At 71.6% G+C, this 21,443-nt stretch carries 20 protein-coding genes, 1 tRNA gene and 1 pseudogene; 12 read left to right on the top strand and 10 right to left on the bottom strand.

Annotated features, from left to right (window positions below):
• The first annotated feature begins 59 nt into the window (after nucleotides 1–59).
• The 5 genes from RM609_RS17130 to RM609_RS17110 all read left to right on the top strand — a co-directional run bounded on the left by RM609_RS17130 (nucleotide 60) and on the right by RM609_RS17110 (nucleotide 7,426).
• Complete coding sequence (locus RM609_RS17130) at nucleotides 60–3,371, top strand: sacsin N-terminal ATP-binding-like domain-containing protein (RefSeq protein WP_311611789.1); 3,312 nt, start codon at nucleotides 60–62, stop codon at nucleotides 3,369–3,371.
• Between the two features lie 80 nt (nucleotides 3,372–3,451).
• Nucleotides 3,452–4,399, top strand: a complete 948-nt coding sequence (locus RM609_RS17125; RefSeq protein ID WP_311611787.1) for a glycerophosphodiester phosphodiesterase family protein — start codon at nucleotides 3,452–3,454, stop codon at nucleotides 4,397–4,399.
• 118 nt (nucleotides 4,400–4,517) lie between these two features.
• Nucleotides 4,518–5,390 (top strand): poly-gamma-glutamate hydrolase family protein, encoded by an 873-nt coding sequence (locus RM609_RS17120; protein ID WP_311611785.1) that lies wholly within the window; start codon nucleotides 4,518–4,520, stop codon nucleotides 5,388–5,390.
• Between the two features lie 102 nt (nucleotides 5,391–5,492).
• Nucleotides 5,493–7,166 carry a serine/threonine-protein kinase gene (locus RM609_RS17115; protein ID WP_311611784.1) on the top strand — a complete coding sequence of 558 codons (1,674 nt, stop codon included), beginning with the start codon at nucleotides 5,493–5,495 and terminating at the stop codon, nucleotides 7,164–7,166.
• Nucleotides 7,167–7,228: 62 nt separating this feature from the next.
• Complete coding sequence (locus tag RM609_RS17110) at nucleotides 7,229–7,426, top strand: DUF1059 domain-containing protein (RefSeq protein WP_311611782.1); 198 nt, start codon at nucleotides 7,229–7,231, stop codon at nucleotides 7,424–7,426.
• A gap of 67 nt (nucleotides 7,427–7,493) precedes the next feature.
• Here RM609_RS17110 and RM609_RS17105 read toward each other — a convergent pair whose 3' ends face one another.
• Nucleotides 7,494–7,715 carry a DUF397 domain-containing protein gene (locus RM609_RS17105; protein ID WP_311611781.1) on the bottom strand — a complete coding sequence of 74 codons (222 nt, stop codon included), beginning with the start codon at nucleotides 7,713–7,715 and terminating at the stop codon, nucleotides 7,494–7,496.
• The gene (locus RM609_RS17100) at nucleotides 7,708–8,646 is read right to left on the bottom strand and encodes a helix-turn-helix domain-containing protein (protein WP_311611780.1); all 939 of its coding nucleotides are present in this window, start codon (nucleotides 8,644–8,646) and stop codon (nucleotides 7,708–7,710) included. Before RM609_RS17100 ends, RM609_RS17105 begins: the two co-directional genes overlap by 8 nt.
• Nucleotides 8,647–8,690: 44 nt before the next feature.
• Here RM609_RS17100 and RM609_RS17095 point away from each other — a divergent pair.
• Nucleotides 8,691–9,122, top strand: a pseudogene (locus RM609_RS17095) (DUF6415 family natural product biosynthesis protein); the annotation flags it as partial.
• Here RM609_RS17095 and RM609_RS17090 read toward each other — a convergent pair.
• Nucleotides 9,103–9,516, bottom strand: a complete 414-nt coding sequence (locus RM609_RS17090; protein ID WP_311611779.1) for a DUF4345 domain-containing protein — start codon at nucleotides 9,514–9,516, stop codon at nucleotides 9,103–9,105. The pseudogene RM609_RS17095 and the gene RM609_RS17090 sit on opposite strands and share 20 nt — an antisense overlap.
• Before the next feature lie 91 nt (nucleotides 9,517–9,607).
• Between RM609_RS17090 and RM609_RS17085 the strand changes: the two genes are divergently transcribed.
• The 4 genes from RM609_RS17085 to budC all read left to right on the top strand — a co-directional run bounded on the left by RM609_RS17085 (nucleotide 9,608) and on the right by budC (nucleotide 12,093).
• Nucleotides 9,608–10,228, top strand: coding sequence for a TetR/AcrR family transcriptional regulator (locus tag RM609_RS17085; RefSeq protein WP_311611777.1), 621 nt, complete (start codon nucleotides 9,608–9,610; stop codon nucleotides 10,226–10,228).
• 86 nt (nucleotides 10,229–10,314) lie between these two features.
• Nucleotides 10,315–10,809, top strand: coding sequence for a cupin domain-containing protein (locus RM609_RS17080; RefSeq protein ID WP_311611776.1), 495 nt, complete (start codon nucleotides 10,315–10,317; stop codon nucleotides 10,807–10,809).
• 21 nt (nucleotides 10,810–10,830) lie between these two features.
• A complete protein-coding gene (locus tag RM609_RS17075) occupies nucleotides 10,831–11,190 on the top strand; it encodes a cupredoxin domain-containing protein (protein WP_311611775.1) in 360 nt (119 codons plus the stop codon).
• Between the two features lie 129 nt (nucleotides 11,191–11,319).
• Nucleotides 11,320–12,093, top strand: coding sequence for a meso-2,3-butanediol dehydrogenase (budC, locus tag RM609_RS17070; protein ID WP_311611773.1), 774 nt, complete (start codon nucleotides 11,320–11,322; stop codon nucleotides 12,091–12,093).
• 22 nt (nucleotides 12,094–12,115) lie between these two features.
• Here the strand turns inward: budC and RM609_RS17065 are convergent, their stop codons facing one another.
• A complete protein-coding gene (locus tag RM609_RS17065; protein ID WP_311611772.1) occupies nucleotides 12,116–13,231 on the bottom strand; it encodes a serine hydrolase domain-containing protein in 1,116 nt (371 codons plus the stop codon).
• A 130-nt stretch (nucleotides 13,232–13,361) separates the two neighbouring features.
• Nucleotides 13,362–13,877 carry a GNAT family N-acetyltransferase gene (locus RM609_RS17060; RefSeq protein ID WP_311611770.1) on the bottom strand — a complete coding sequence of 172 codons (516 nt, stop codon included), beginning with the start codon at nucleotides 13,875–13,877 and terminating at the stop codon, nucleotides 13,362–13,364.
• Nucleotides 13,878–13,956: 79 nt separating this feature from the next.
• Between RM609_RS17060 and RM609_RS17055 the strand changes: the two genes are divergently transcribed.
• Nucleotides 13,957–14,030, top strand: a tRNA-Lys gene (locus RM609_RS17055).
• A 62-nt stretch (nucleotides 14,031–14,092) separates the two neighbouring features.
• On the opposite strand, the gene RM609_RS17050 is transcribed toward RM609_RS17055, so the two are convergent.
• Together RM609_RS17050 and RM609_RS17045 are read right to left on the bottom strand one after the other, a co-directional pair.
• Nucleotides 14,093–16,486, bottom strand: coding sequence for an HAD-IC family P-type ATPase (locus tag RM609_RS17050; RefSeq protein WP_311611768.1), 2,394 nt, complete (start codon nucleotides 16,484–16,486; stop codon nucleotides 14,093–14,095).
• Between the two features lie 91 nt (nucleotides 16,487–16,577).
• The gene (locus RM609_RS17045; protein WP_311611767.1) at nucleotides 16,578–16,853 is read right to left on the bottom strand and encodes a DUF2530 domain-containing protein; all 276 of its coding nucleotides are present in this window, start codon (nucleotides 16,851–16,853) and stop codon (nucleotides 16,578–16,580) included.
• Nucleotides 16,854–17,081: 228 nt separating this feature from the next.
• Between RM609_RS17045 and RM609_RS17040 the strand changes: the two genes are divergently transcribed.
• A complete protein-coding gene (locus RM609_RS17040; RefSeq protein ID WP_311611766.1) occupies nucleotides 17,082–18,554 on the top strand; it encodes an NCS2 family permease in 1,473 nt (490 codons plus the stop codon).
• Between the two features lie 87 nt (nucleotides 18,555–18,641).
• On the opposite strand, the gene RM609_RS17035 is transcribed toward RM609_RS17040, so the two are convergent.
• From RM609_RS17035 to RM609_RS17025, 3 genes are read right to left on the bottom strand one after another with little or no spacing between them, the layout of a single operon-like run.
• A complete protein-coding gene (locus RM609_RS17035; RefSeq protein WP_311611765.1) occupies nucleotides 18,642–19,289 on the bottom strand; it encodes a response regulator transcription factor in 648 nt (215 codons plus the stop codon).
• Nucleotides 19,253–20,533 carry a sensor histidine kinase gene (locus tag RM609_RS17030; protein WP_311611764.1) on the bottom strand — a complete coding sequence of 427 codons (1,281 nt, stop codon included), beginning with the start codon at nucleotides 20,531–20,533 and terminating at the stop codon, nucleotides 19,253–19,255. Before RM609_RS17030 ends, RM609_RS17035 begins: the two co-directional genes overlap by 37 nt.
• Nucleotides 20,523–21,293, bottom strand: a complete 771-nt coding sequence (locus RM609_RS17025; RefSeq protein ID WP_311611763.1) for a CPBP family intramembrane glutamic endopeptidase — start codon at nucleotides 21,291–21,293, stop codon at nucleotides 20,523–20,525. Before RM609_RS17025 ends, RM609_RS17030 begins: the two co-directional genes overlap by 11 nt.
• Nucleotides 21,294–21,443: the final 150 nt, after the last annotated feature.

The raw sequence follows: 21,443 nt of genomic DNA, 5'->3' as shown, positions 1-21,443 counted from the left end.
GCCCCCACCCCCCGGCCCCCGACCCACCCCACACCCCCCACCACAGGGAGAACGCAGACGTGAGCTTGGACCCCTTCGGCACCGCCCGCCTGCGCCGCGGCGTACTGGACTCCTGGGTCACCTCCCCCGCCCGCTTCCGGGAGGACGCCAACGCCGAGGAGGACCTCGCCCTCGGCGGCTACCGCGACCGCCTCGTCGTCGAGCTCGCCCAGAACGCCGCCGACGCCGCCGCCCGTGCCGGCGTCCCCGGCCGCCTCCACCTCACCCTGCACGCCGCGAACGCCGGCACCCCCGCCACCCTCGCCGCCGCCAACACCGGCGCCCCCCTCGACGCCACCGGCGTCGAGTCCCTCTCCACCCTCCGCGCCTCCGCCAAGCGCGACGAGGGCACCCGGGCCGCCGGCCGCTTCGGCGTCGGCTTCGCCGCCGTCCTCGCCGTCACCGACGAGCCCGCCCTCGTCGGCCGCACCGGCGGCGTCCGCTGGTCCCTGGCCGAGGCCCGCGCCCTGGCCGCCGAGGCCGCCACCGGCAGCCCCTCCCTTGGCGGCGAGCTCCGCCGCCGCGAGGGCCACGTACCGCTGCTGCGCCTGCCGTTCCCCGCCGAGGGCGCGGTCCTCAACGGCTACGACACCGTCGTCGTCCTCCCGCTCCGCGACGGCGCCGCCGAGGACCTGACCCGCCGTCTGCTCGACGCCGTCGACGACGCGCTCCTGCTCACCCTCCCCGGCCTCACCGAGGTCGTCATCGAGACGCCGGACGCGCCGCGCCGAGTACTGACGCGCCGCCAGGAGGACGAGTACGCGGCAATCGAGGACACGACAGGGAACACCACCAGAACAACCCGCTGGCGAGTCCGGACGACCGCCGGCGCCCTGGCCCCCGAACTCCTGGCGAACCGCCCCGTAGAGGAGCGCCTGCGCCCCCACTGGTCGGTCACCTGGGCCGTCCCCGTAGGCGCGGAAGGCGCCCCGGAGCGCCCGCGCACCGCACCCGTCGTGCACGCCCCCACCCCCACCGACGAGCCCCTGGGCCTGCCCGCCCTGCTCATCGCGAGCTTCCCGCTGGAGCCCACCCGCCGCCACACGGCCCCCGGCGCCCTGGCGGACTTCCTCACCGACCGCGCGGCCGAGACGTACACGGCCCTGCTGCGCGACTGGCAGCCCGTCGGCACGGGCACCATCGACCTCGTCCCGTCCCCGCTGGCCCAGGGCGCCCTGGACGCGGAGCTGCGCCGCCGCATCCTGGACCGGCTCCCGGACGTACCGTTCCTGCCGAGCGCGGCGACGGCCACGGCGCCGGGCGGCGAACCGGCCCAGGCCCCGGGCAACGGCACTGGCACCGGCACCGGCATCGAGGGCATCCCGTGGACGGAGGCGCCGGACGCGTCGAGGCAGCTCCCGGGCCTCGACAGCACCGCCCCCGCGACGCCGAGCGAGCCCGCCTGGGACGACGACCCCTTCCACCGGACCACCCCCGCAGCCACAGCACTCCGCCCCCGGGACGCCGAACTCGTCGAGGGCGCGGGCGCGGCGACCGTGACAGTCCTGGGCGAGCTGTTCCCGAGCCTGCTCCCCGCAGGCCTGGAGCGCCGCCAGGAGCTGCGCGCCCTGGGCGTGCCGCGCGTGCCGCTGGGCGAGTTCATCGACCGGCTCGCCGGGGCCGAGCGCCCGGCGGACTGGTGGTGGCGGCTCTACGACAGCCTCGCGGGCGTGGACCCGGACCGGTTGACGGGCCTGCCCGTGCCGCTGGCGGACGGTCGTACGGCGATCGGCCCGCGCCAGGTCCTGCTGCCGCTGCCGACGACCGAGGAGGCGGGCCCGGAAGGCCCGAACTCGGAGCACCTGGCCCGCCTGGGCCTGAAGGTCGCCCACCCCGACGCCGCGCACCCCCTGCTGGAGAAGCTGGGCGCGACCCCGTCGTCGCCCCGCGCGATCCTGACGACGCCGCAGGTCCGCTCGGCGGTGGCGACGTCCCTGGACGCCGAGGAGAGCTGGGACGAGGACTTCGGCGCGGGCCTGGACCCCGACACGCTCGCCGAGATCGTCCTCGCGCTCGTCCGCGACGCCGACCTGGCGCCGGGCGACGAGCCGTGGCTGGCGGCCCTGGCCCTCCCCGACGAGGACGGCGAGCTGGCCCCGGCGGGTGAACTCGTCCTCCCCGGCAGCCCGTTCGAGCAGGTCATCCGCCCGGGAGAGCTGGCCGCGTGCGACGCGGAGCTGGCCGGGCGCTGGGGTGAGCAGCCGCTGACGGCGGTCGGCGTGCTGGCGGACTTCGCGCTCGTCCGCGCCGCCGACGTCGTCCTCGACCCCGACGAACTGGAGCCGCGCGACGGCGACTTCGCCGAGCCCGACGACGCGGGGCTGCTCGACGCCGTCGACGTCTGGTGCGAGGACGTCCTCGACCGGCTCCCCGACACGCCGGTGCCGCCCGTGGCCACGGAGATCGTGGCGGTCCGGGACCTGGACCTGGTCGACGACGACGCGTGGCCGCAGGCCCTCGCCCTGCTGTCCCGCCCGCCGCTGCGGGACGCGCTGACGACGCCGATGCGGATCCTGCTGCCGGACGGCACGACCGAGTCCGTGCGCCCGTACACGGCGTGGTGGCTGCGCGGCCACCCCGTCCTGGACGGCCGCCGCCCGGCCGGTCTGCGGGTGGCGGGCGGCGACCCGCTGCTGGAGGGCCTCTACGAGGCGGCGGACGCGGGCGGCCTCGCCGACGAGCAGGTGCTGCGGGCGCTGGGCGTCCGTACGTCCGCGGCCGCGCTGCTGGACGAGCCGGGCGGCGCGGCGGAGCTCCTGGCCCGCCTGGCGGACCCGGCCTGCCCGGTCCGCCCGTCGCAACTGCACGCGTTGCACGGCCTGCTCGCCGACCTCGACCCGGACGAGGTCACGCTCCCGGACGAGCTGCGGGCCGTGGTCGACGGCGAGGTGCGTGTCGTCGACGCGGCGGACGCGGTCGTCGCGGACGCGCCGGACCTGCTGCCGCTGGCGGCGGGTCTCCCGCTGCTGCCGGTCGCCCCGGAACGGGCCGCCGCGCTGGCGGAACTTTTGCAGGTGCGACGCCTGAGCGAGGTCGTCCCGGCGGAGATCGAGGCGGCCGAGGGCGAGGTGCGGGAGGTTCCGGAGGGCGTACGCGTCCTGCTGCCGGGCGCCCCGGCGACGTACGTCGAGCACGACGAGCTCGTGGTCGACGGCATCGAGCTGGACTGGCGCCATGGCCCGGACGGCGTGCTGCACGCGGCGACGCTGGAGGGCGTCGCGGCTGGCCTGGCCTGGGCGGCCGGCGCGTGGTCCCGCCGCTTCGAGGCGGCGGCGCTGCTGGAGGACCCGTCGCGGACGGACGAGCTGGAACGGGCGCGCTGGTTCGACTAGTTCGGCGAGTTCGGCGAGTTCGACCAGGGCCTGCCTGCCGGGCGGCTCGCCCTGTTCCCCTACTTCCCCAGGAGCCCCACATGCCCCGTAGTCGTCGTCGGTTATCCCTGGCGACAGCCGTAGCAGCGCTGGTCTGTGCCGTCCCCGCCCTGACGGCCGGCGGCCCCGCCCCGGCACGGACGGGTGAGGCCGCCGCCGGCCCCGTCCGGGCGAAGCCGCTCGTCATCGCGCACCGCGCGGGTACGGGCGATGCCCCGGAGAACACCCTTGAGGCCGTCGAACAGTCCCTGAAGGCGGGCGTCGACGGCGAGTGGCTGAGCGTCCAGGCGACCCGGGACGGTGTGCCCGTCCTCTACCGGCCGGCGGACCTCTCCGCCCTGACCGACGGCTCCGGGGCCGTCGCCGACAGGGACTTGAGCGACCTCGCCTCCCTGAACGCCGGCCACAACTTCAAGGACGCGAACGGCGAGTTCCCCTACCGCACCCGCCCGGTCCGCATCCCCACCCTCGCCGCGGCGCTGGCCGCCGTTCCCGAGGGCAAACAGCTCTACCTGGACCTCAAGCAGACGCCCGCCCGGCACGTCGTCGAAGCCGTGACGCGCGTGCTGGACGAGAAGAAGGCGTGGGGCCGGGTCGGTCTGTACTCCACGGACGCGGAGGTCACCCGGCTGCTGGCCGGGATCCCGGGGGCGCGCGTCGCCGAATCCCGGGACGCCACCCGGCAGCGGCTGGCCGAAGTCGCCCTCGAACACACCTGCAAGAGCGCGCCCACGGGCTCCTGGGCCGGGTTCGAGCTGAAGCGGCAGATGGTGCTCCAGGAGCAGTTCACCCTCGGCACGGGAGCGTCCCCCGTCACCGCTCAGCTGTGGACGCGAGAGGCCGTCGCCTGCTTCCGCTCCGCCTCCCGCCGCATGCCGATCGTGATGCTCGGGGTGAACACGCGAGCCGACCTCGGCACGGCCACCCGGCTCGGCGCCACGGCCGTCCTCGTCGACTCGCCCCGGCAGATGATCCCGCGCACCAGCTGAACTCTTCACGTTTCCCTACTCAAAGGAGAGCAACATGCTGGAAAGCCGAATGACGACATTGTGTCCTTAGTCGACTGAGCAGCTGACGGATCGTTGGGTGATGGCCAAGAATGCCGTCATGCGTTCGACTTCCCGACGATCCGTCCTGGCCGGCCTGGCGGCGGCCGCCGTTGCCGTGCCCGCGACCGGTGCGCTCCCCGCCCGCGCCTACGCCGCGGACACCGCCTCTGGCGACGAGCTGTTCGCCTCCAACACGGCGCTCTACGACAGCCCCCTCTTCCAGGAGGGCACCGACTGGGCCCGCCGCTACCGCAGGACCGGCCTGGACACCGTTCCGGGGCACTCCAGGGCCACGCCCCCGCTGACGTCCGTGATAGCCCCGCACGGCGGCAATCTGGAGAAGGGCACCAGCGAGCTGTGCCTGGCGATAGCGGGCTACGCGCCGGAGGACCCCCTGACCCGCTACGGCGACTCCGGGCCCGCTTACGACTACTGGATGTTCGACGTCCTCGCGACCGAGAGCGGCAGGGTCACCCAGCTGCACGTCACCTCGACGCACTGCGACGACCCCGCCGCGCTCGCGATCGTCGGCGGCAGCCGCTACACGGTCTCCCTCCACGGCTGCAAGAACCCCGGCGGCTCCGGGACGCAGAACCTCGTACAGATCGGCGGCCGCGACGCAACCCTCAAGAAGCTCCTCCAGCAGCTCCTCCGGGACCGCCTGGGCAACGATGTGACCGTCACCCTGCCCACCGGCGGCCTGGACGGCGACGAGCCGCTGAACATCTGCAACCGCACCTACGGCGGCGCGGGCGCGCAGCTGGAGATCTCCACCGACCTGCGCAGGGCCATGTTCGGCGACTTCTCCTCCCCGGCCGCGCGGGCCGCGACCTACGGCCGGTCCGCCGACGGCACGGCGGCCCATTACTGGGACGGCTTCGTCACCGCCGTCCGCGAGGCGATCGCCCGCAGGGAGAAAAGCGGCGGCTGAGCACCCCGGCTGTGAGTATCCGCCCGGGATCTCTACCCTTGGTGCCCGCCACGTTGTGGCGTGAGTGGCATGGGTGGCGAGTGTGAGGGAACGGAGCGTGCGGTGACGACGGGGGAGCCGAACGGCGAAAATCTGGCCGGAAAGGTACTCGGTGGGCGATACCGGGTGACCGCGACGCTCGGCCGCGGTGGCATGGGCGTGGTCGCCCGGGCGGTGGACGAGCTGCTCAACCGAGAGGTCGCCGTCAAGATCCTTCGGGCCTACACCGACACCTCCGGGCCCGACCTCGCCGACCTACGGGCCAGGATGCAGCGGGAGGCGCAGGCGGCCGCCCGTATCCGGCACAGCGGCGTGGTCACCGTCCACGACGTGACCGAGGACCAGGGCCTCCCGGTCATCGTCATGGAACTCGTCGACGGCCCCTCGCTCGACGACGTCCTGTCCGAGCGCGGCACGCTCGAACCGCACGAGGCCGCCGCCATCGGCGCCAAGCTGATGGACGCCCTCGACGCCGCCCACCGGGCCGGCGTGCTCCACCGCGACGTCAAGCCGGGCAACGTCCTGCTGGAGCGCGGCGGCAGGGTCGTCCTGACCGACTTCGGCATCGCGACCCTGGACGCCACCGGCGACGACGCCATGGCCAAGCTGACTCGCAGCGGCGAGATCATCGGCTCCCTCGACTACCTGCCACCGGAGCGCGCGCAGGGCGTGGAGCCCGGCCCCGCGTCGGACATCTGGTCGCTCGGCATGACGCTGTACGCGGCGGTGGAGGGCGCGTCGCCGTTCCGCCGTACGTCCGTGTGGTCCACGCTTCAGGCGATCGTGAGCGAGCCGCTGCCGGAGCCGAAGCGCGCGGGCGCGCTCACGCCCGTGCTGCGTGCGCTGATGGCGAAGGAGCCGCAGGACCGGCCGACCGCCGACCAGGCACGCGAGATGCTGGAGCGGGTCGCGGCGGGAAGCCCGGCTTCCGCACCTGCGGCGCCTTTGCCGCCTGCCGCCGTGCCCCCGGGCTTCGGCGCCCCGCCCCCGACGTTCGGCCACCCGCCCACAGCCGCCGTCACCCCGCCGCCGCAGCCGGTCGCCCCGCAGCCCCAGCCGCCGTACGGCGGCGGCTACGGCTACCCGCAGTCCGCCCAGGCGCCGTCGGCCCAGCCCCCCGCATCGCCGACGGCGGGCCGGAAGCGGCGCCGCAGCCGTGCGGTCATAGCCGGGGCGGCAGCGGCCGTCGTGCTCGCCGGTGGCGGCGTCAGCTACGCCCTGATGGGCGAGCACGACGACAAGCGCGGCAACGTGGCGCAGGGACCGTCGGCCACGCCCGACGCCGCGCCGGACGGCGACATGGTCACCGCACCGTCCGAAGGCCCCGTCGTGGTGCCGTCCGGCACCCCCTCGGGGCCGACCCCGAGCGTCACGCCCGACGACGGCAAGCACGGCAAGGCGAGCCCTTCGGCGACGCCGAGCGGCGGCAAGTCCCCGAAGGAGTCCCCCTCCCCGTCGTCGACGGTGTCGAAGAGCTGCACCGGCTGGCAGCACGTGGACCCGAGGCCGGGCACCTACGCCTACATGTCCGGTACGTACCGCCTGGGAACCGGCCCCTACGCGGCCTGCCCCACGCTGGACCCGGCCAAGTCCGGCGTGAAGGTCTGGTTCCACTGCTACATCACCAATGCCTACGGCCATAAGTGGACCTACGTCCGCATCGAGGGCACGAAGACCATGGGCTGGATGTACAACGGCAACTTCACTCGCCAGAACGGCCCGGACACTCCCTGCTAGCGGCCGGCCCGGCCGCCGTACCCTGGCAGTACGGCGATATCTCCGTACGCCGGGAGGCCGCCATGACCAGAAAAGTCGCCGACTGCCGAAAGGCTCCGAGCGAATCCAATTGCACGCTGACGATCGCGGGCGAGGAAGAGGAAGTCCTCCGAGCCGCGACCGAGCACGCGGTGTCCGTGCACCAGCACGAGGACACGCCCGAGCTCCGCGAGATGATTCGCGGCATCCTGGAGGACGAAGCGGCGGCCCCGGGCTCCTGATGCCACAGCGCGGCGCCCTCCCCGCCACGGCGGGGAGGGGAGGGCCGCGTGTGCGTATGCGCTGCGCTCAGCGGCGGAGCCGCCCGGAGCGGACGTCGCTTATGAACGAGGTCCAGGCCGCCGGCTCCAGCAAGATCGCAGGACGGGCCTTGTCCTTGGCGTCGCGGACGCCGATCAGGCCGGATCGAGTCGCGATCCCCGCGACCTCGACGCAGTTCTGTCCGGCATTGCTGTAGGACGACTTCACCCAGGCGGTGGGCGTTTGTGCAACGGCTCGTATGCTAGGCATCGTTGATCTCTCGCGATAGTTGCTGAAGGAATCCCGGAGTCTGTTCAGGCGGCATGGCGGAGGCTTGGAGGGCGTTGAACCTGCGGGAGAACCGTCCGACCTCGCGCGGCTTGTCCGACATGGACATGGCTCCCCATGGCACGTCGACCTGGACAGCCGAGGGCAGCGATTCGCCCAGGTCGAGAATCGTGAAGTCGCTGTAGAAGCGATAGCTGATCTCGCCTGTTCTCAGGATCTGTACCGTCACGTTCTCGAGTTCCGAGAGCGCGGCGATTTCGGCGTACTGCTCACGCATCACGTGGGCGCTTCCGACGGTGTGGCGGAGTGCCGCTTCCCCGAGGATCGCCCAGAACATCACAGGCTCTTCCTGCCGGGTCAGCAACTGCTTTCGCATCATCCGCAGCCGAACGCTTTGTTCGATGTACTCGCTCGTGAACTCGTCGTGCAACTTCTCCATCTCGAAGACAGTGGTTGCGTAACGTTCGGTCTGGAGCAGGCCGAGGACAAGAGTGGGATGCCACGCCTTGATGCCGCGTGCGACGGACTCGACACCGAAGAAAGTCCGCACGGACGTGTGGACTGTGCTGGCGAAGGACGTCCACTCCTGACTGCCTGACTCGCGATGCAATCGGACGAGCGACTCGATGTGCTCTTCGTCGCTGATGCCGTACCGGTCGAGGAGATCCCGTAGGTGGCCGGCCTGCTTGAGCGGGATGCTTCCGGTCTCTACGCGTTGCAGCTGTGTCTCACTGAACCCCAGGCCTGCGACGACCTGTTCAAGTGTCAGGTCTGCTTCGCGTCGCAACCGGCGGAGTTCGACCCCGAGTTCGATCCGTCGAGCGGTTGGACCAATTCGCGCGCCCACCCTCATCGCCTTCCGTGGTCGCTTGGTGCTGAGTCGAGTCTGGCATCCCGTGATGGCTTCGTGCACCCCTCTGCTCCCCCTGTGCGCGCCTCTGGCCTTGTTGTTCGTATGTCCGGGTCACGGCCACCGCCGTGGACGCGGCTGTGAACGGCCGCCCGGTGGGCGACGCGGTCCGGGAGGACGCCCTGGCGGTCGTCAGGGAGGCCCGCGCCCGGCTCGGGCTCGGGGCCGGCGACGGCTATGTGTCAGCGATCATCCGCATCAGGAGCCTGGGAAGAGGCGCCGAAGCGCTGCTGGAACAGCAGCAGTTGCTTCGCCTCACCGGATCGATCGCCACCGTCGCCGTGCCCCACTCCTCCGGCCCCGACGTCACCGTCCTCGCGCCGGCGGAAACCTGCACGACCTGCCATGAACTCGTTGCGAAAAGGCATGACTTGCAGGCCCGGAACGACTGGCGTGCCGCCCGGGAGGCGAACAACCGCCTGGATGGCCACCGCCGTACCGACCACACCGCGGCCGGTGCTATCCCGCCGGTCGACTGACCGCCCCCGCCGCCTTCCGCTCGTCGGCGGTCGTCAGCCAGAAAAAGATCGGTGGCAGGCCGAGTTCGAGGGCCATCAGGACGATCTGGAGTCCGTCCGGGCGGCCGACGTCGGCCCAGGAGACGAGGCGGTTGAGGCCGCCGAGGAAGAAGATCCCGGCAAGCCATCGCACGGCCTTCGACGGGATGGGCGACTGCCGGGCGGCCCAGATCCAGAGCAGCCCGTAGCCGAGGAAGATCGCGCTGAAGAAGCGCACCAGGCTGTCCACGGTCGGGCCGCCCGACTTCCCGTCGGGTATCGAGTCCATACCGGAGACGATGTGCATCACGCCGATCGCCACGCAGGCGATGCCCATCGTCCATGACAGCCATGAGAGAAGCCTGGACCTGATCATGTCGAGCGGTCCCCCTTCGCCTTAGTAGGCACATGCCTACTAAGGCGAAGGTAGGTTCGTTGGTAGACACGCGTCAAGTAATCTGGGCGACGTGACCAACCCCCGCCGCAGGCTCCAACCGACCGAGCGACGCGAGCAGTTGATCGAGGTCGGAGCGCGGCTGTTCGCGGCGAGGCCGTATCACGACGTGCTGATGGAGGAGGTCGCCGAACAGGCCGGCATCTCCCGGGCCCTGCTCTACCGGTACTTCCCGAACAAGCGCGTGTTGTTCGCCGCGATCTACCGGCAGGCGTCCGACCGGCTGCTGGCCGAGACGCCGATCGACCCGGCGGGCTCCCCGTTGGAGCAGTTGTCCGCAGGGCTCGACGTCCACTTCGACTACTTCGCCGCGAACAAGAACACGGTGCTCGCCGCGAACGCGGAGCTCACGGGCGATCCCGTGATTCAGGCCATCATCAACGACGAACTCGCCGAGCTGAGACGGCGCGTGCTCGACGCGACTGGTCTTGAGGACAGGGCCAGGGGCGTGGTCTCCGCCGCGCTGACGAGCTGGCTGGTGTTCGTGCGCGCGCTGTGCGTGGAGTGGCTGGCGAATGAGACGTTCTCCCGCACGGAGCTGCACGACATGTGCGTCGGCGCCCTGCGGGGGGCGCTGGGCGCGGTCACGGACGTCGGCCGGCTCCTCGGCGAAGCGGACGGCCCCGGAAATTGACCCACCATTCCCACCGGGAATTGCACCATCCCCCGGGTCTTCCCGCTGCCTAGAGTCGTGATCACGACCTAGGAGGACAGGACACCATGACCAGCAAGAACGCCGACTTCACCACCCTCCTCACCCGTGCCGCGGAAGCCGAGATCACGAGCGACCCGAGCAGCGTCATCACGCTGCTGGCCGACTCGGACACCACCGGCGGCCTGATGACGAGCTACCGCTCGACGTTCGCCGAGGGGGCACCGGGCGCGCCGGCGCACTTCCACACCCGGGCCGCCGAGATGTTCTACGTCATCGACGGCTCGCTGCGGGTCCTCGTGGACCAGGAGATCAAGGTGCTGGAGGCGGGGGACTTCCTCCTCGTACCGCCGCGCACCCCGCACGCCTTCGCCGCCGCGCCCGGCCGCGAGGCCGACGTGCTGATCACCTTCACGCCCGGCATGGCGCGCTTCGACTACATGCGGCTGCTGAACCGCGTGATGCGGGGCGAGGCGAGCCCGCAGGAGATCAAGGACTCCTCCGAGCGCTTCGACAACCACTACGTGAACAGCCCTGTGTGGAACGCCGCGCTCGGCGTCTGAGATTTGCGGCCTCCGGGGCGAGTGCCAGGCCGTCTCCGCCTGACTCATGAGGGTGACAAGGCGGTTGAAGCGGGCAGCAGTGGGGCAATTCCCCCCGTCCGGGGTCACGCTCCCCAAGGACGGAAGGAGAACCCCATGGCCAATGTTTCCATCCACGATTTCGCCTTCATTCCCGGCCAGTTGGCGATCGCCGCCGGCGATACGGTCGTCTGGACCAACGAGGACGGCACCGACCACACGGTGACGGCCGACGACGGCTCCTTCGACTCGGGCGCCTTCGGTCAGGGCGGGACCTCCTCCCGCACCTTCACCCTGAGCGGGACGTTCCCGTACCACTGCGACATCCACCCAGAGATGACGGGGACAGTCACGGTCACCTGAACACGATCGCGCGCCGGCCGTCGCCCGCGAGGGCTGCCAGGGGTGTCCGGCGGGTCAGTAGCGACGCACGACATCCGGGCACGGCCCCCGTAGTCTCGTGGCACACAACCGCATCCGTGAGGAGTCGCTGTGGATGGGAAACGATTCACCGGCAAGGTCGTCATCGTCACCGGCGCCGGATCCGGCATCGGCGCCGCCACCGCCTATCGCTTCGGGCGCGAAGGCGCCACCGTGATCGCCGTCGGGCGGACCGAGGACAAGCTGAAGCACGCCGCGGCAGACGCACCCGCCGGTTCGGTGATCGTCCCGCGCGTCGCGGACGTCTCCGACGAGTCCGCGATCACCGAGCTGATCGCGGGCGTGGCCGAGGAGTACGGGCGGCTGGACGTGCTGGTCAACAACGCGGGCATGGGCCTGCCCGGAACCGTCGAGCAGACCGGCACCGCCGCCTGGCGCCAGATCCAGGGGGTCAATATCGACGGCGTCTTCTTCGCGTCGCGCGCCGCCCTGCCCCATCTGCGGCGCGTCGGCGGCTGCATCGTCAACGTCGGTTCTGTCTCCGGGCTCGGCGCGGACTGGGGGCTGGCCGCGTACAACGCCGCCAAGGGGGCGCTGGTCAATCTGACCAACGCCATGGCGCTCGACCACGGCCACGAGGGCGTACGCGTCAACGCCGTGCACCCGAGCCTCACCGTCACCCCGATCACCGTGCCCGTCGTCGAGAACGAGGAGCTGATGGCCGCGTTCCGGCAGCGGATTCCGATGGGGCGCGCCGCCGAACCGGGCGAAGTCGCCGACGTCATCGCCTTCCTGGCCGGTCCGGACGCCCGGTTCGTCAACGGCGCCCACATCCCGGTCGACGGCGGGCTCAGCGCGTCCAGCGGTCAGCCGCGCATGTTCTGACCGCCGGGCGGCGCGGGTGGTGTCATTCGCACAACGCGGAGTTGGTCGCGTCCAGTTGCTTGCGGCCGGCGTCGGTGTCGACGTGCATCGTGTTGGTCATCACCGCGGCATGCCGGCCGTCGGCGGTGACCGTGGTCAGCGAGCTGTAGCCCGGCACCGCGCCATTGTGTCCCCACGCCGTGCCACCGCAGGGCAAGGGGATGCTCTCAAGTCCCAGTCCGTAGCCGATGCCCTGGACGACGGGCACGGTCTTCTCCATCTCGGCCAGGCTCGCGCCGGACACGACCTTGCCGCCGATGAGCGCCTGGTAGAACGTGGTCAGGTCCTGCTGCGTCGAGATGATCGCTCCCGCCGAGCTGTACGCGGACGGTTCCACCTCCGACGTGTTGTCGACCCAGAAGAAGAGCGGGCCGATCCTGTTGCCGACGTATCCCGGCACGAACCGGACGGGGAGGGTGCGGTCGCCCGCCGCGGGGAACGTGGTCTGGGTCAGGCCGAGCGGCTCGATGATCCGGCTGGTGATCGCCCGGGCGACCGGCATGCCGGTGATCTTCTCGATGAGCATGCCGGCGATCTGGAAGTTCGTGTTGGAGTAGTGGAATTCGGCGCCCGGCGCGGACACCGACCGGTAGCTCAGTCCGTCGCGCACCAGCGCGGACAGGGTGAAGGTGCCATCCGGGTTCCGCGAGGTCGGGTTCCTGGACTCCGCGACTCCGCTGGTGTGCTGGAGAAGCTGCCGGACGGTGATGGCATTGCCGTCGTAGCCGTTTCCGTCCACCACACCCGGCAGGTACCGCCCGATCGGTGTGTCGAGGGAAACCTTGCCCTCGTCGACCAGTTGCAGCACCACGGCCGCGGTGAAGGTCTTGGTCTGGCTGCCGATACGGAAGTGGAAGATGGGCTGGAGGGGCTTGTTGGTGTTGACGACAGCGGTACCGGCGGAAAGGTTCCAGGAGCCGGTGCTGTCACCGGCGTAGAGCCCGGCACCCGGTCCGGCTTGCGCCTGGTAGGAGTTCAGCGCCGCCTGGGTGGCCGGGTGGTCGGCGGCCGGCTGGGCCTGCACGGAAGCCGGCAGCGCCAGCACGGTCGCGACCGCGATGCCGAGTGCGGCCGCCGGTATGCGTCTGCGAAGTTTCATCGTCACGGATCTCCTCGCCGGATGGACGGGCACGGTGATCGAAGTCTTTGCGTGGCGCGTATCGCGGGCGAGAGCTTCACCAGCCAAATATCCGGTCAGCCCGGGCTGTGCCCCCGTGCCGCCTCGTCCCCTACAGCCGCCGCTCGTAGCGCACCCCCGGGCGGCCGCCGACAGCGACCTCCTCCACGAACACGAACCCGTTGCGTTCGAGGACGGTCCGGGAGGCCGGATTGTCGAGGGTGGTGCGGGCCGTCAGGGACGAGAGGCCGTACGTCGTCGCGGCCAGGCCGCACAGCGCGGCGACCGCGGCCGTCGCCACGCCCCGGCCCGCCGCCCGTTCGCCGATCCGGTAGCCGACCTCGGCGGTGCCCCGCTCCACGTCCCACTCCACGTCCACGAGGTTGGCGCGGCCGATCAGCAGGCCGCTGCCGCTGCCGCTGCTGCTGTCGCTGCCGTCCAGGACGACGTGGAAGTGGATCCCGCCCGTCTCCTGCTCGGCCAGCCGGGCCTCGTGGATGGACGCGAAGCCGGCGAAGTACGCGTCGCCGCGGTCCGGTATGGACCGGGCGAAGTACGCGCGGTTCTCCCGCTCGAAGGCCAGCAGGGCGGGCGCGTGGTCCGCTCGGAGCCGCTCCAGTCTGATCATGTCCGGAGCGTACGGAGGGCCCCGCGGGCTCCGCCATGGTCGGGAGCACTCCTGTGCCGGGGTACTATGGATGAGTCACGCGCCGCTAGCTCAGTTGGTTAGAGCAGCTGACTCTTAATCAGCGGGTCCGGGGTTCGAGTCCCTGGCGGCGCACACAGTGACGATGGCCTCACCATTCGGTGGGGCCATCGTTCGTTTCCGCTGGAAACGGGGCCCTACGCCGGGAAGCGGCGGCTCACCCACCCCCACGTGAGCTCCAGTGCCACCCCCGCCGCCGCCGCGATGGCGACCGCCGTCCACGGCATCGTCGCCCCGATGAGCTTCAGCGCGAAGAAGCGCTGGAGCCAGGGCACCACGAGGACCACCACGAACCCCGCCCCCATCGCCGCCACCAGCGCCACGCGCCACCACGTGTACGGGCGGGCGATGATCGCGAGCACCCACAGGGAGATCAGGAAGAGGGTCAGCGTCGCCGCGCTGGTCTCGGCGCCGAGCGTGTCGGCGGGGGCGAGCCCGGCGTCCGCGTAGTGGGCGCGGGCCAGGAGGTACGCGGCGAAGGTGGCCGCGCCCGCGATCAGGCCGGACGGGATCGCGTACCGCATCACGCGGCGGACGAAGTGGGGGCGGGCCCGTTCCTTGTTGGGGGCCAGGGCGAGGAAGAACGCCGGGACGCCGATCGTCAGCGTCGACAGCAGCGTCAGGTGCCGGGGGAGGAAGGGATAGGAGACCCGGGTGCAGACGACCAGCACGGCGAGCAGCACCGAGTAGACGGTCTTGGTCAGGAACAGCGTGGCCACGCGCGTGATGTTGCCGATGACGCGCCTGCCCTCCGCCACGACCGAGGGCAGGGTGGCGAAGCTGTTGTTCAGGAGCACGATCTGGGCGACGGCCCGGGTGGCCTCCGAGCCGGAGCCCATCGCCACACCGATGTCGGCGTCCTTCAGGGCCAGGACGTCGTTGACGCCGTCGCCGGTCATGGCGACCGTGTGGCCCCGGGACTGGAGGGCGCCGACCATGTCCCGCTTCTGTTGCGGGGTGACGCGGCCGAAGACCGCGCCCCGGTCCAGGGCCGTGGCCATCGCCTCCGGCTCGCGCGGCAGCTTCCGGGCGTCGACGGGGGCCTCGGCGCCGGGCAGGGCGAGCTTGGCGGCGACGGCGCCGACGGAGACCGCGTTGTCGCCGGAGATCACCTTGGCGTGGACGTTCTGCTCGGCGAAGTAGCGCAGGGTCTCCGCCGCGTCGGAGCGCAGCCGCTGCTCCAGGACGACCAGGGCGGTGGGGCGTACGCCCTCGGTGACGCGCGGGTCGTCCAGGTCGCGGGCGGCGCGGGCGAGCAGCAGGACGCGCAGGCCCTGGGCGTTGAGCCGGTCGGTCTCGGCGAGCGCGGGGTCGCCGGCGGGCAGCAGGACGTCGGGGGCGCCGAGCAGCCAGGTGCCGGACTCGCCGTCGGGGCCGTTGAGCGCGGCGCCGCTGTACTTGCGGGCGGAGGAAAAGGGCAGCGCCTCCGTGCAGCGCCAGCCGCCCGAGCCGTCGGGGTAGGCGTCGATGATCGCCTGGAGGCTGGCGTTGGGACGGGGGTCGGCCTCGCCGAGGGCGCCGAGCACCTGGCGCACGGACGACTCCCGGTCCCCGGCCCCGGCCAGTACGCGCAGCTCGCTGACGTCCATGCCGCCCTCGGTGAGGGTGCCGGTCTTGTCGAGGCAGACGACGTCGACGCGCGCGAGCCCCTCGATGGCGGGCAGCTCCTGCACCAGGCACTGTTTGCGGCCCAGCCGGATGACGCCGATGGCGAAGGCGACGGAGGTGAGCAGCACCAGGCCCTCGGGGACCATCGGCACGATCCCGGCGACCATGCGCCGTACGGCCTCCCGCCAGTCGTGGCCCTGGACCACCAGCTGGCTGACGACCAGGCCGATGGCGGCGGGCAGCATCAGCCAGGTCACGTACTTGAGGATCGTGCTGATGCCGGTGCGCAGCTCGGAGTGGACGAGCGTGAAGCGGGTCGCCTCCTCGGCGAGCTGGGCGGCGTAGGCCTCGCGGCCGACCTTGGTGGCGGTGAACGCGCCGCCCCCGGCGACGACGAAGGAGCCGGACATCACCGGGTCGCCGGGCTTCTTGAGCACCGGGTCGGCCTCGCCGGTGAGCAGCGACTCGTCGATCTCCAGGCCCTCGGCCTCGACGACCTCGCCGTCGACGACGCACTTGTCGCCGGGGCCGAGCTCGATGACGTCGCCGAGGACGATCGCGCCGGTGGGGAGGGGCACGGGGGCGCCGTCGCGGCGGACGGTGGGCTTGGCCTCGCCGATGACGGCGAGGCCGTCGAGGGTCTTCTTGGCGCGCAGTTCCTGGAAGATGCCGATCGCGGTGTTGGCGATGATGACGAAGCCGAAGAGGCCGTCCTGGAGGGGGCCCACGGCGAGGATGATCAGGAAGAGGACGCCGATGATGGCGTTGAACCGGGTGAAGACGTTCGCCCGGACGATCTCCCGGGTGGAGCGGGAGGACCGTACGGGTACGTCGTTGACCTCGCCCCGTGCCACGCGCTCGGCGACTTCGGCGGCGCTCAGCCCGGGATGCGCGGTTGTCACGATCTGCGAGGGATCGCTCATGTTCCGACGGTAACCGGACGGATGGGGGCCCGCCCGGTCATGCCGTCAGCCGGAAGTCAGCCCGTCAGCCCGTCAGCCCGTCACCCGTAAGTCAGCGCTGCTCCGCACCCTGGGTGGCCTGGGCCGCCGCGTGCCGCTTGATCGCCGCGTCCCGCTTACGGACGTACCAGATGCCGATCAGCCCCAGCCCGCCCCCCGCGAGGCAGGTCCACACCCACCACAGGTGTCCGTGGTCCCGGAACCAGCCGTAGAACGGCAGTTGCCCGAGGAAGAGGACGAACCACACGATCGTGCCGCCCGTGATCGTCGCGACGACCGGGCCCTCCAGGGGCTCGGGCGCTTCGTGCGTCGGTGTCCACTTCGTCATGGCGGCCAGCCTAGTGCGTCCGGGTGGGCGGGCGGCGGTGGAGCCCTTGCGCCATCGGGGTCTACGCGCGGAGATAGCCAAGCGGCCTTTGTTTATTCATACTGAATCGAACTGGATTTGATTGTTTGCTTTTGTCTGATCATACAGGAAAGATCAAAAGCGGCCCGTCTCTGATCCATTTGTTTTGTCCCGACGGCCTCCAGGCCGCCCTCACGACTGAGGTCACGCATGCCCACCTCGGCCACCCCAGCCGTCGACGCCCCGCAGCCGTCCCCCACGCCCCCCACGGGGACGAACGTCCTCGACCGGTACTTCCGGATCAGCGAGCGGGGTTCGTCCGTCTCCCGGGAGCTCCGCGGTGGACTGGCGACGTTCTTTGCGATGGCGTACATCATCGTGCTGAACCCGATCATCCTCGGGGCCGGTCACGACAAGTACGGCCATCAGCTGGACAACGGCCAGTTGGTCACGGCCACCGCGCTGATGGCCGGTCTGTCCACCGTCCTCATGGGCGCGATCGGCAACGTCCCCATCGCCTGTGCCGCCGGCCTCGGCATCAACGCCGTCGTCTCCCTCCAGCTCGCGCCCAAGATGAGCTGGCCGGACGCGATGGGCATGGTCGTCCTCGCCGGCCTGGTGCTGATGGTGCTGGTCGCCTCCGGTCTGCGGCAGCGCGTCATGGACGCGATCCCCGGCGGGCTGCGGCGCGCCATCGCGATCGGCATCGGCATGTTCATCTCGCTGATCGGCCTGGTGGACTCCGGCTTCGTCAGCCGCAACCCCGACGCCGCCCATACGACCGTCCCGCTCGCCCTCGGCCAGGGTGGTCAGCTTCAGGGCTGGCCGGTGCTGGTCTTCGCGGCGGGCCTGCTGCTGACGTTCGTCCTGCTCGTCCGGAAGACGCCCGGCGCGATCCTCATCGGCATCGTCGTGATGACGTTCGTCGCCATCGTGATCAACTCGCTGGTGAAGGTCCCGGACCTCGAGTGGGGCCTGTCCGTCCCCAGCTGGCCGGACAAGATCGTGGACACCCCCGACTTCGGGCTCGTCGGCAAGGTCAGCCTCTTCGGCGGCTTCCACGAGGTGGGCTGGCTCACCGGCTGCCTGTTCGTCTTCACCGTGCTGCTGTCCGGCTTCTTCGACGCCATGGGCACGATCATCGGCGTCGGCGAGGAGGCCGGGCTGACCGACGAGAAGGGTCAGCTGCCCAATATGGGCAAGATTCTGATGATGGACGGCGTCGCCGTCGCCGCCGGTGGCGCGGGCTCGGCCTCCGCCAACACCTGCTTCGTGGAGTCCACGGCCGGCGTCGGCGAGGGCGCCCGCACCGGCCTCGCCAACCTGATGACCGGCGGCCTCTTCCTGCTCGCCCTGGTCTTCACCCCGCTGGCGAAGATCGTTCCCTCGCAGGCCGCCACCCCGGCGCTGCTGGTCGTCGGCTTCCTGATCATGGCGTCCAACGTCAGGGAGATCGACTGGAGTGACTTCACGATCGCCATCCCCGCGTTCCTGACGATCGTCGCGATGCCGTTCACCTACTCGATCACCAACGGCATCGGCATCGGCGTCCTCGCCTTTATAGCGCTGCGCGTCGCGGACAAGCGCGCCCGTGAGATCCCCTGGCTGCTCAACGCGGTCGGCGCCTGCTTCCTGATCTACTTCCTGCTCGACCCGATCGAGCGGGCGCTGGGCGTGAAGTAACCACCGGAGAAGTACCGAAGAAGTACTGATGTGGGGGACGGGCCCGGCCCGTCCCCCACACGTTTTCCTACCGCTTCCTACCGCTTCCTACCGTCGCAGATACGCCAGCACGGCCAGCACCCTGCGGTTGTCGTCCGGCGACGGATCGATCCGCAGCTTGGCGAAGATGCTCGCGGTGTGCTTGGCCACCGCGCTCTCGCTGATGTGCAGCCCGCTCGCGACCGCGGCGTTCGACCGGCCCTCCGCCATCAGCTCCAGCACATCGCGCTCGCGCGGCGTCAGATCGCCGACCGAGCCCCGGGCCTCGCCGCGCGACAGCAGCCGCGCGATGACCTGAGGGTCCATCACCGTGCCCCCGCCGGCCACCCTCCGCACCGCGTCCACGAACTGCGCCGTGTCCGTCACCCGGTCCTTGAGCAGATAGCCGACCGCTCCCTCGCCCCCGGCCAGCAGTTCGTGGGCGTAGAGCTGCTCGACGTACTGTGAGAGAACGAGCACCGGCAGGCCCGGCCGCGCCCGGCGCGCCTCCAGCGCCGCCCGCAGCCCCTCGTCGGTGAAGGTCGGCGGCAGCCGTACGTCCACCACCGCCACATCCGGCGGCGCCGCCTCGTCGAGCAGCGCGCGCAGCAGGGCCGGGCCGTTGTCCACGGCGACGACCTCGCAGCCGTGCTCTTCCAGCGTGCGTATCAGTCCGTCCCTCAGCAGGAAGAGGTCTTCGGCGAGGACAACGCGCACGGAATCTCCATCGTCACGGTGGTCGGCCCGCCCCGCGGGCTGTGCAGGGCGAGGGTCCCGTCGAACGTACCCAACCGGCGCCGGACCCCCAGCAGTCCGGTGCCCCCGGAGACCTCGGCGCCGCCCCGCCCCTCGTCGGTGACGGTGATCGTCAGCGTCGCGCCGTCGTGCGCGAGGACGATACGGACCTCGTCGGCGCCGGAGTGCTTCGCCGCGTTGGCCAGCGCCTCGCCGACCGCGAAATAGGCCGCCGACTCCACAGGCGCCGGCAGCCTGCCCACCAGCCCGTCCGCGTCCACGCGCACATCGAGGAAGCTGTCGAGCGCCAGCGACCGCACGGCGTCGCCGAGCCCCCGGTCGGCGAGGACCGGGGGATGGATGCCGTGGACCAGATCGCGCAGGTCCTGCAATGCCTGATGCGACGTCCGGCGGACGTCCAGCAACAGCGCGCGGGCGCCCTCCGGGTCGCTCTCCAGCCGCCGGACGGCGCTGTCCAGCGTCATGCCCAGGGCGACGAGCCGGGCCTGCGCGCCGTCGTGGAGGTCCCGTTCGATGCGCCGCAGTTCGGCCGCCTGGGCGTCGAGGGCCTCGGCCCGGGTGTCGGTGAGCCGCTCGATCCGCCGGACGAGCTCGGTGCTGCGGGGCGCCGCCAGCAGCACCCGGCTCCACCGGGCGTGCAGCCGCAGCACGGCCGGCGCCGCGAGGACGCCCCCGGCCATGAACGCCACGCCCAGCGCCGCTGCGACCAGCATCGTCGCCGTGCTGCGCACGGGGACGAACGCGTACCAGTTGCCGTCGTCGATCAGCCGCCGGATGAACGGCTGGACGAGCGCGCCGAACGCCCCGTACTCGACGAGGGCGAGGGGCACGGCCACCAGCAGGCCGCCGACCAGCGGCTCCAGCCAGGCCCACGCCAGGTCGCGCCAGAACCCTTCGTCGGCGAGGACCGCACGCGCACTACGGCGATGGAGGGGGAGGGGGTCCGGTGGGGCGATCCGTACGCCCGCCCAGCGGGCGGCCCGGGCGCGGGACCGGTCCGACAGCGCGCGCAGGGCCCGCGCGGCCCATGGCAGCACCCGGAAGCCGGCGCCGACGGGCAGCAGCAGGAGCGCGGCCACCACCAGCGAGCCGACGGCCGACACGGCGATGGCGTGGAGGCTCGCCAGCTGGCACCGGCCGAGGGCGACGAGGCGGGGGAGCGGGATGCGCGGGCGTGGGCCGCGCGGGCGTGGTCTATCGGGCATGGTCCAGGATCGGGTGGATCCTAACGGTCGCCTTCCGGGCCCGCGCCACCGTCCAGACCGCCGCCGCGACCAGGCACGACGCCCCGAACAGGACCATCGGCGGCACCGCGCCCGACTCCTCGTCCATGAACAGCAGCATGCCGAGGTTGATCAGCGCGTGGAAGCCGCCCGCGAGCGGCAGCCGGACCGCCGCCCCCGTGCCCTCCAGGGCCCACCCCAGGACGACCGACATGGACACGGCCCCCAGCAGGAACGCCCCCGCGTACACCGGGTCCTGCGCGAAGACCTGCACATGCCACACGCCCCACACCGCGCCCACGACGACGGACGAGACGAACGGACCGAACCGGTTGCCCAGCAGTGGCTGGAGGAAGCAGCGCCAGCCGATCTCCTCACCGCACGCGCCGATGAACTGCGCGACGACGATCAGCGCGAAGGGGTGCTCCAGTGCGCTCGGGCGGGTGAACCGCGCGTCGCCGCTGAGGGCTCCGTACGCGGCCGCGCTCGCCGCGATGATCAGCACGGCGGTGGCGGCCAGCGCCGGGCCCCGGCGGCCGGCGCCCCGGCCGCTGAACAGCGCCCGTACGACCCCCGGCCACACCAGGGCGACCAGCCCCACCCCCAGCGCGGGCCCGAACTGGGTCAGCTGGACGACCTCGGTGGGGATCCGGGTCGCGGGCTGGGCCGCGCCCAGCGCGCCGGCGGCCAGGAAGGCGACGGTGAGGAACACCCATGCCGCCTTGATCTCGGCACGTGTCATCGGGCGCGTCATCGGACGTGTCATTCGCATGGTGACGACGATCCCGGCTCACGAGGCCCCTGCCATTGGGTCTGGCTGCCGGGCCGGGGTGTACCCAGATGCACCCTGTGTGCTCCCGTACGCCCCAGTGCCCACTTTATTTAGTTCAGG

The organism is Streptomyces hesseae (assembly GCF_031845785.1).
GTDB lineage: Bacteria > Actinomycetota > Actinomycetes > Streptomycetales > Streptomycetaceae > Streptomyces > Streptomyces hesseae.
Note: the sequence above shows the minus strand (reverse complement) of the source record. Positions and strands in the feature narration are given on the sequence as shown.